The organism is Asanoa sp. NPDC050611, from assembly GCF_040654855.1.
GTDB lineage: Bacteria > Actinomycetota > Actinomycetes > Mycobacteriales > Micromonosporaceae > Asanoa.
Genome location: NZ_JBFAIU010000410.1, coordinates 1 through 5,958 on the forward strand (window position 1 = coordinate 1; position 5,958 = coordinate 5,958).

The following is a 5,958-nucleotide window of genomic DNA, read 5'->3' on the forward strand; positions in this document are numbered from 1 at the left end:
GACTGCTGTAGAGTGTGCGGGCGGCGCGCGCCCCCCGAGACCCGACCGACCCGGAGTCGCCGAAGATGGCCACGATGCGCGCGGTGGCCACCGCCCGGCTCGTCGACGGCCGCCCGCTGCTCGGCGTCTGCCTCGGCCACCAGATCCTGTCGTCGCTGCTCGGCCTCGGGATGCGCCGCCGGCTCGCGCCCTACCAGGGCGTGCAGACGGTGGTGGACCTGTTCGGGACGCCGCGCCGGGTCGGCTTCTACTCGACGTTCACGCCGACGGCCGCCGCCGACGTGCTGTCGTCGCCGTACGGTCCGGTCGAGCTGGCCCGGGCCGACGACGGCAGCGTGCACGCGCTGCGCGGCGCCGCCTTCGCGGGCGTGCAGTTCCACCCCGAGTCGGTGCTCAGCGAGGACGGGCTGGCGGCACTGTCCGACCTGCTGCGGCACGTGCTGGTTCCGGTCGCGTCGGCATGATCCCGGCGATCCGGGGTACGCCTACCCGCTGAGCCGGTGGGTCGGGCGGGTTCGAGAGCCCCCGCCCGGCCCGCCGGTTCCCGCGTGTCCACCGGTCGACGGACACCGGAGTTCCGACCGCCGGTCGTCCCGCGGGTGCCCTGCCGTGGCAAACCATCGAAGGCATGACAGACCACGCGGTACGCGTACGGGGGCTGCGGAAGTCCTATCGCGACACGGTGGCGGTGGACGGGCTCGACCTGGACATCGCGCACGGCGAGGTGCGGGCGTTGCTCGGACCCAACGGCGCCGGCAAGACCACGACGGTGGAGATCCTGGAAGGGCACCGGGCCCGCGACGGCGGGACGGTCACCGTGCTCGGAGTCGACCCGGCACGGGGCGGGCTCGGCTGGCGGCGCGGGATCGGCATCGTGCTTCAGGAGACCGCGGACGCGGGCGAGCTGACCGTGGCCGAGATCGTCCGGCACGTCGCCCGGTACTTCCCGCGGCCGCGCCCGCTCGACGAGACGCTCGAGCTGGTCGGGCTGGCCGAGAAGCGGGACAGCCGCGTGCGCCGGCTCTCCGGTGGGCAGCGGCGCCGGCTCGACGTCGCGCTCGGCATCGTCGGGCGGCCGCGGCTGCTCTTCCTCGACGAGCCGACCACGGGGTTCGACCCGCAGGCGCGGCGGCAGTTCTGGTCGGTCGTGCGCGGGCTCGGTGACACCACCGTCCTGCTCACCACCCACTACCTCGACGAGGCGGAGGCGCTGGCCGACGTGGTCACCGTGATCGCGGGCGGGCGGGTCGTCGCCGAGGGTGCGCCGGCCGCGCTGGGCGCGCGCGACGAGGCCACGGTCTCCTGGCGGGACGGCCGCGAGCGGACCACCGACCCGGCGGCCGTGGTCGCCCGGCTCACCGCCTCGTACGGCGGGCCGGTGCCGGGCCTGTCCGTCACCCGGCCGTCGCTGGAGGACGTCTACCTGGAGCTGATCGGAGGCACGAGATGAGCGTGGTTTCCCTGAGCGCGGCGCGGGCCGGTGTCGAGCTGCGGCAGTTCTGGCGGGAGCGGGACGCCGTCGTGTTCACCTTCGCGCTGCCGGTCGTGCTGCTCACGCTGCTGGGTTCGCTGTTCAGCGGCGTCTACGAAGGGTCGACCGTGACGTCCGCGCAGTACCTCGTGCCGTCGATGGTCGCGGCCGGGGTCGCCTCGACGACCTTCGTCAACCTGGGCATCGGGATCGCCACCGACCGGGACGACGGCACGCTCAAGCGGCTGCGCGGTCTGCCGATGCCGCCCCTGGCGTACCTCATCGGGAAGGTCCTGCTCGTGGTCGCGGTGACCGTGCTCGAGGTCGTGCTGATCGTCGCGATCGGGTTCGTCCTGTTCGACCTCCCGTTGCCCGCGTCGCCGGCGCGGTGGCTGACGTTCGCCTGGGCGTTCGGGCTCGGTGTGGTCGCCTGCGGCCTGCTCGGGGTCGCGGCCAGCGCGGTGCCGCGCACCGCGCGCAGCGCCGCGGCGGTGCTCAACCTGCCGTACGTGGTGCTGGGCTTCATCTCCGGCATCTACTACACGCCCGTCGGTGCGCTGCCGGACTGGGTGATCCAGCTCGGTTCGGTGTTCCCGCTCAAGTGGATGGCGCAGGGCTTCCGGTCGGCGTTCCTGCCGGACAGCATCCTGCCCCAGGAGGTCGTGCCGTCGTGGGAGCATGGGCGCACCGCACTCGTGCTCGCCGCCTGGTGCATCGGAGGACTGGTGCTATGTCTGACCACGTTCCGCTGGAGTCGGCGTGGGTGACCCGGTTCCACTGGTTCGACGCCTATTTCGCGGTGGTCGGGGTCGGGGTCGCGGTGTTCGTGCTGCGCACCGCGGCCTCGCCCGCCGCGGGCTGGACGTCAGCCGGGCTGCTGGGTGCGATCGGGATCTGGTACGTGCTGATCGGTCGCCGCTTCATCCGCGACGAGGAGTCGGGCTGGCGGGGTCTGGCCTACGTGCTCGGCGCGTTCCTGTTGTACGTCCCCGCGGTGGCCCTGGTCAGCGGCGCGTCGTTCGTGCTGTTCGCGCTCTGTCCACAGTGCTTCATGGCGCTGCAGGCCCGGTTCGCGGTGGTGGCCGCCGCGCTGTTCACGAGCGTGCACGTGGTGGTGTTCTGGATCGTCGACGGGGACGCGGCGGTGCTCTTCGGCGAGCTGCTGCCGACGGCCGTGGTGATCGTCACCGTGTCGACCATCTTCGGCACCTGGTCGCAACGGATCCTCCGGCAGAGCGACGAGCGGGCGGCACTGATCCGCGAACTGGAGATGTCGCGGGCCGAGGTGGCGCGGCTCAGCACGCTCGCCGAACGGCAGCGGCTGGCCGGCGACATCCACGACACGATCGCGCAGGGACTGTCGAGCGTGGTGATGCTGATCCAGGCGGCGCGGGCCGACCCGGCCCGGGCCGACGGCCATCTCGCGCTCGCGCTCGACACGGCGCGCGACAACCTCGACGAGGCCCGGGCGCTCGTGGCGGCCCTGACGCCGGCGTTGCTCGACGGGCGCTCGCTGGTCGACGCGCTGCGCCGCCTGTCGCCGACGATGGCCGTGCACGGCTCGGTCCGTCCACTGTCGACCGGTCTGGACGTGGTGTTGCTGCGGGCCGCGCAGGAGGCGTTGACCAACGTCCGCAAGCACGCGCGAGGTCCGGCCGAGGTGACGCTGTCCTACGGCGGGTCCGGGGTGACGCTGACGGTGTGCGACGCCGGTCCGGGGTTCGACCCGGCGGCGCCGGCCGCCGGATTCGGCCTGTCCGGGATGCGGACGCGGGTGGCGCAGGTGGGAGGCTCGGTGGCGGTGGACTCGAAGCTGGGCGCCGGCACGACGGTCCGCGTGGAGGTGCCGGCGTGATCACGGTGTTGCTGGTCGACGACCACCCGGTGGTCCGGGCCGGCGTCCGAGGCCTGCTCTCCGGGGAGCCGGACATCACGGTGGTGGGCGAGGCCGCGTCGGGCGCGGAGGCGCTGACCGCCGCGGCGGCGCTGCGCCCGGCCGTGGTGCTGATGGACCTGCGCCTGCCGGGCCTCGACGGGGTGGGCGCGACCGCCCAGCTCCTGGCCGCGCAGCCGGCGACACGGGTGGTGGTGCTGACGACCTACGAGACGGACGCCGACATCCTGCGCGCGGTCGAGGCCGGCGCCGCCGGCTACCTGCTGAAGGACGCCTCCCGCGCGGATCTGGTGTCGGCGGTGCGGGCGGCGGCCCGGGGCGAGACGGTGCTCAGCCCGTCGGTCGCCACCCGCCTGCTGCACCGGGTGCGCCACCCGCGCGCCGAGAGCCTGTCGGCCCGGGAGGTCGAGGTGCTGCGCCTGGTGGCCCGCGGACTCTCCAACGGCGAGATCGCCCGCGCCCTGCACATCAGCGAGGCGACGGTGAAGACCCACCTGCTGCGCACGTTCGCGAAGCTGGGCGTCAACGACCGCACGGCGGCCGTCACCACCGCGATGGCCGCGGGCCTGCTGTGAGGCGTCGCCGGGATCGATCGGAACCGTCGTCGTCCCGGCCGCGTCGCAGTAGGTGTGAAGCCACGCCTGTTGCTCGCCTTCGTGCTCACCGGCCTGCTGATCACGCCGCTCGCCGGTTGCGGTGAGCCCGAGGGCCCGTCGTTCGCCGCCGAACCGCCCGAGCCCGAGCCGGACGACAGCCCGTTCGCCTCCGAGAGCTACGCCGGTCGCTACCGGGCCGTCGGGACCGTGTTGGAGAGCGCCGAGCACGGGCCGCAGCTGTGCCAGCATGTCGCCACGTCTCTGCCGCCGCAGTGCGGTGGCCCCGACGTCGTCGGGTGGTCCTGGGACGGGCTCGATCACCAGAACGTCGCCGGCACGCGGTGGGGCACCTTCGAGATCGTCGGCACGTACGACGGGAAGCGGTTCACGCTGGCCGAGCCGCCCCGGCCGCCCGGCGCGCCCCGCGCCGCGGCGATGCCGGACTTCACCAGCCCCTGTCCCCCGCCGCCCGGTGGCTGGCGGGTCGTCGACGACGCCACGGCCACCGACGCGGCGTTGCAACAGGCGTTGGCGCTGGCCGAGTCCGCGCCCGGCGCGGCGGGCGCCTGGATCGACCAGAACGGCGGCGAGAACGACCCGAGAAAGCTCGTGCTCAACGCCCGCACCACCGGCGACGTCACCGCGCACGAGCGGCGGCTGCGGGCGGTCTGGGGTGGCGCGCTGTGCGTCTCGCCGGCGCGACGCACGAGCGCGGAGCTCCAGCGGGTCCAGGCCGAGCTGGCCACGCTGCCCGGGATCCTCACCTCCGGCGTCGACGTCGTGGCCAACCAGGTCAGCGCGGAGGTCTACGTCGCCACCGACGACCGCCGCCGCGAGCTGGACGCCCGGTTCGGGCCGGGCACCGTCCGGCTGACCGGCTTCCTGGAGCCGCTGTGAAGGCCCGCGTCCTGCTCGTCGTCGCGGTGGTGGGCCTGGCGGGCTGCGACGCCGCCGAGGCCCGGGAGCCCGGCCCGGACCTCGCCGTCGCCGAGAGCAGTCCGGCGCAGCGCTACCGCGGGTCCGGTTTCGTGATCGAGGACGCGACCCACGGCCCGCAGCTGTGCGAGACGGCCACGGCTTCGCTCGTGCCGCAGTGCCAGGGGCTCGACATCGCCGGCTGGTCCTGGGACGCCGTCGCACACACCACCCGCGGCGCCACCCGGTTCGGGCGGTTCGAGGTGACGGGCACCTACGACGGATCGCGGTTGACGCTCACCGAGCCACCGGGCCCGCCGCGCCCGCCGGCGGACCGGAGCTCGCCCGACTTCACCAGCCCGTGTCCCGCGCCCGCGGGCGGTTGGCGGGTCGTCGACGACGCGAAGGCCACCGACGCCGCGCTGGAGCGGGCGCGCGCACTGGTCGCGTCCACTCCGGACGCCGGGGGTCTCTGGGTCGACCTGCGCGACGACACCAACGACCCGAGGACGCTGGTCCTCAACGTCCGCACCACCGGCGACCCGGCCACGCACGAGAAGCGGTTGCGGCGGGTCTGGGGCGGCGCCCTGTGCGTCTCGCCCGCGACCCGCACGACCGCCGAACTGGAGCGCATCCAGGCCGGAGTGGAGAAGTCCTTCCCGGGCGTCTTCCAAGCCGGGATCGACGTCGTGGCCAACCGCGTCAGTGCCAGGATCTACGTGGCCACCGACGAGACCCGCCGCGCGGCCGACGAGCGCTTCGGCCCGGGTGCCGTCGAGCTCGTCCCGTTCCTGCGGCCGGTCTAGAGGGCACTCCGCACGCGGTCCCAGGTGCCGTCCGTCGTCCAGCGCCGGTGGCGTTTCCACGCGGTCTGCCACGGGCCGAAGCGGTGCGGCAGGTCCCGCCACGGTATGCCGGCCCGGTCGCGGTAGACCAGCGCCTCGACCACCTGCCGCTGCGGAGCCGGCGGGCGGCCGGTCGCCGCGCGGGCCGGCGGCAGCAGGGGCCGCCGGCCGCCACAGCGGCACCCACGACGGCGGCCGGGCGGTGCTGCTGCTCGACCTCGACGAGTTCAAGCAGGT

General features: G+C 74.4%; 6 protein-coding genes and 2 pseudogenes. 7 read left to right on the plus strand and 1 reads right to left on the minus strand.

Features of this window, described 5'->3' with window-relative positions; all coding sequences use genetic code 11:
- Positions 1-59: 59 nt before the first annotated feature.
- The 7 genes and pseudogenes from AB0H87_RS36695 to AB0H87_RS36725 all read left to right on the plus strand — a co-directional run.
- Positions 60-464, plus strand: a pseudogene (locus tag AB0H87_RS36695) (chorismate-binding protein); the annotation flags it as partial.
- Between the two features lie 164 nt (positions 465-628).
- Complete coding sequence (locus tag AB0H87_RS36700) at positions 629-1,450, plus strand: ABC transporter ATP-binding protein (RefSeq protein WP_360156691.1); 822 nt, start codon at positions 629-631, stop codon at positions 1,448-1,450.
- On the plus strand, positions 1,447-2,238 hold the full coding sequence (locus AB0H87_RS36705) for an ABC transporter permease (RefSeq protein ID WP_360156694.1): 792 nt from the start codon (positions 1,447-1,449) through the stop codon (positions 2,236-2,238). Before AB0H87_RS36700 ends, AB0H87_RS36705 begins: the two co-directional genes overlap by 4 nt.
- On the plus strand, positions 2,202-3,326 hold the full coding sequence (locus AB0H87_RS36710) for a sensor histidine kinase (protein WP_360156697.1): 1,125 nt from the start codon (positions 2,202-2,204) through the stop codon (positions 3,324-3,326). The genes AB0H87_RS36705 and AB0H87_RS36710 overlap by 37 nt, the downstream gene beginning before the upstream one ends.
- Entirely contained in the window at positions 3,323-3,940 is a 618-nt protein-coding gene (locus AB0H87_RS36715) for a response regulator transcription factor (RefSeq protein ID WP_360156700.1), read from the plus strand. The genes AB0H87_RS36710 and AB0H87_RS36715 overlap by 4 nt, the downstream gene beginning before the upstream one ends.
- Positions 3,941-3,994: 54 nt before the next feature.
- Positions 3,995-4,858, plus strand: a complete 864-nt coding sequence (locus AB0H87_RS36720) for a hypothetical protein (RefSeq protein ID WP_360156703.1) — start codon at positions 3,995-3,997, stop codon at positions 4,856-4,858.
- Positions 4,855-5,682 (plus strand): hypothetical protein, encoded by an 828-nt coding sequence (locus AB0H87_RS36725; RefSeq protein ID WP_360156706.1) that lies wholly within the window; start codon positions 4,855-4,857, stop codon positions 5,680-5,682. Before AB0H87_RS36720 ends, AB0H87_RS36725 begins: the two co-directional genes overlap by 4 nt.
- Before the next feature lie 11 nt (positions 5,683-5,693).
- Here AB0H87_RS36725 and AB0H87_RS36730 read toward each other — a convergent pair.
- A pseudogene (locus AB0H87_RS36730) lies at positions 5,694-5,879 on the minus strand (transposase); the annotation flags it as partial.
- Positions 5,880-5,958 lie beyond the last annotated feature (79 nt).

Excerpts from the sequence above, each read along its gene's own strand:
- AB0H87_RS36700 (WP_360156691.1), top strand. The coding sequence starts at position 629 with ATGACAGACCACGCGGTACGCGTACGGGGGCTGCGGAAGTCCTATCGC.
- AB0H87_RS36705 (WP_360156694.1), top strand. The coding sequence starts at position 1,447 with ATGAGCGTGGTTTCCCTGAGCGCGGCGCGGGCCGGTGTCGAGCTGCGG.
- AB0H87_RS36710 (WP_360156697.1), top strand. The coding sequence starts at position 2,202 with ATGTCTGACCACGTTCCGCTGGAGTCGGCGTGGGTGACCCGGTTCCAC.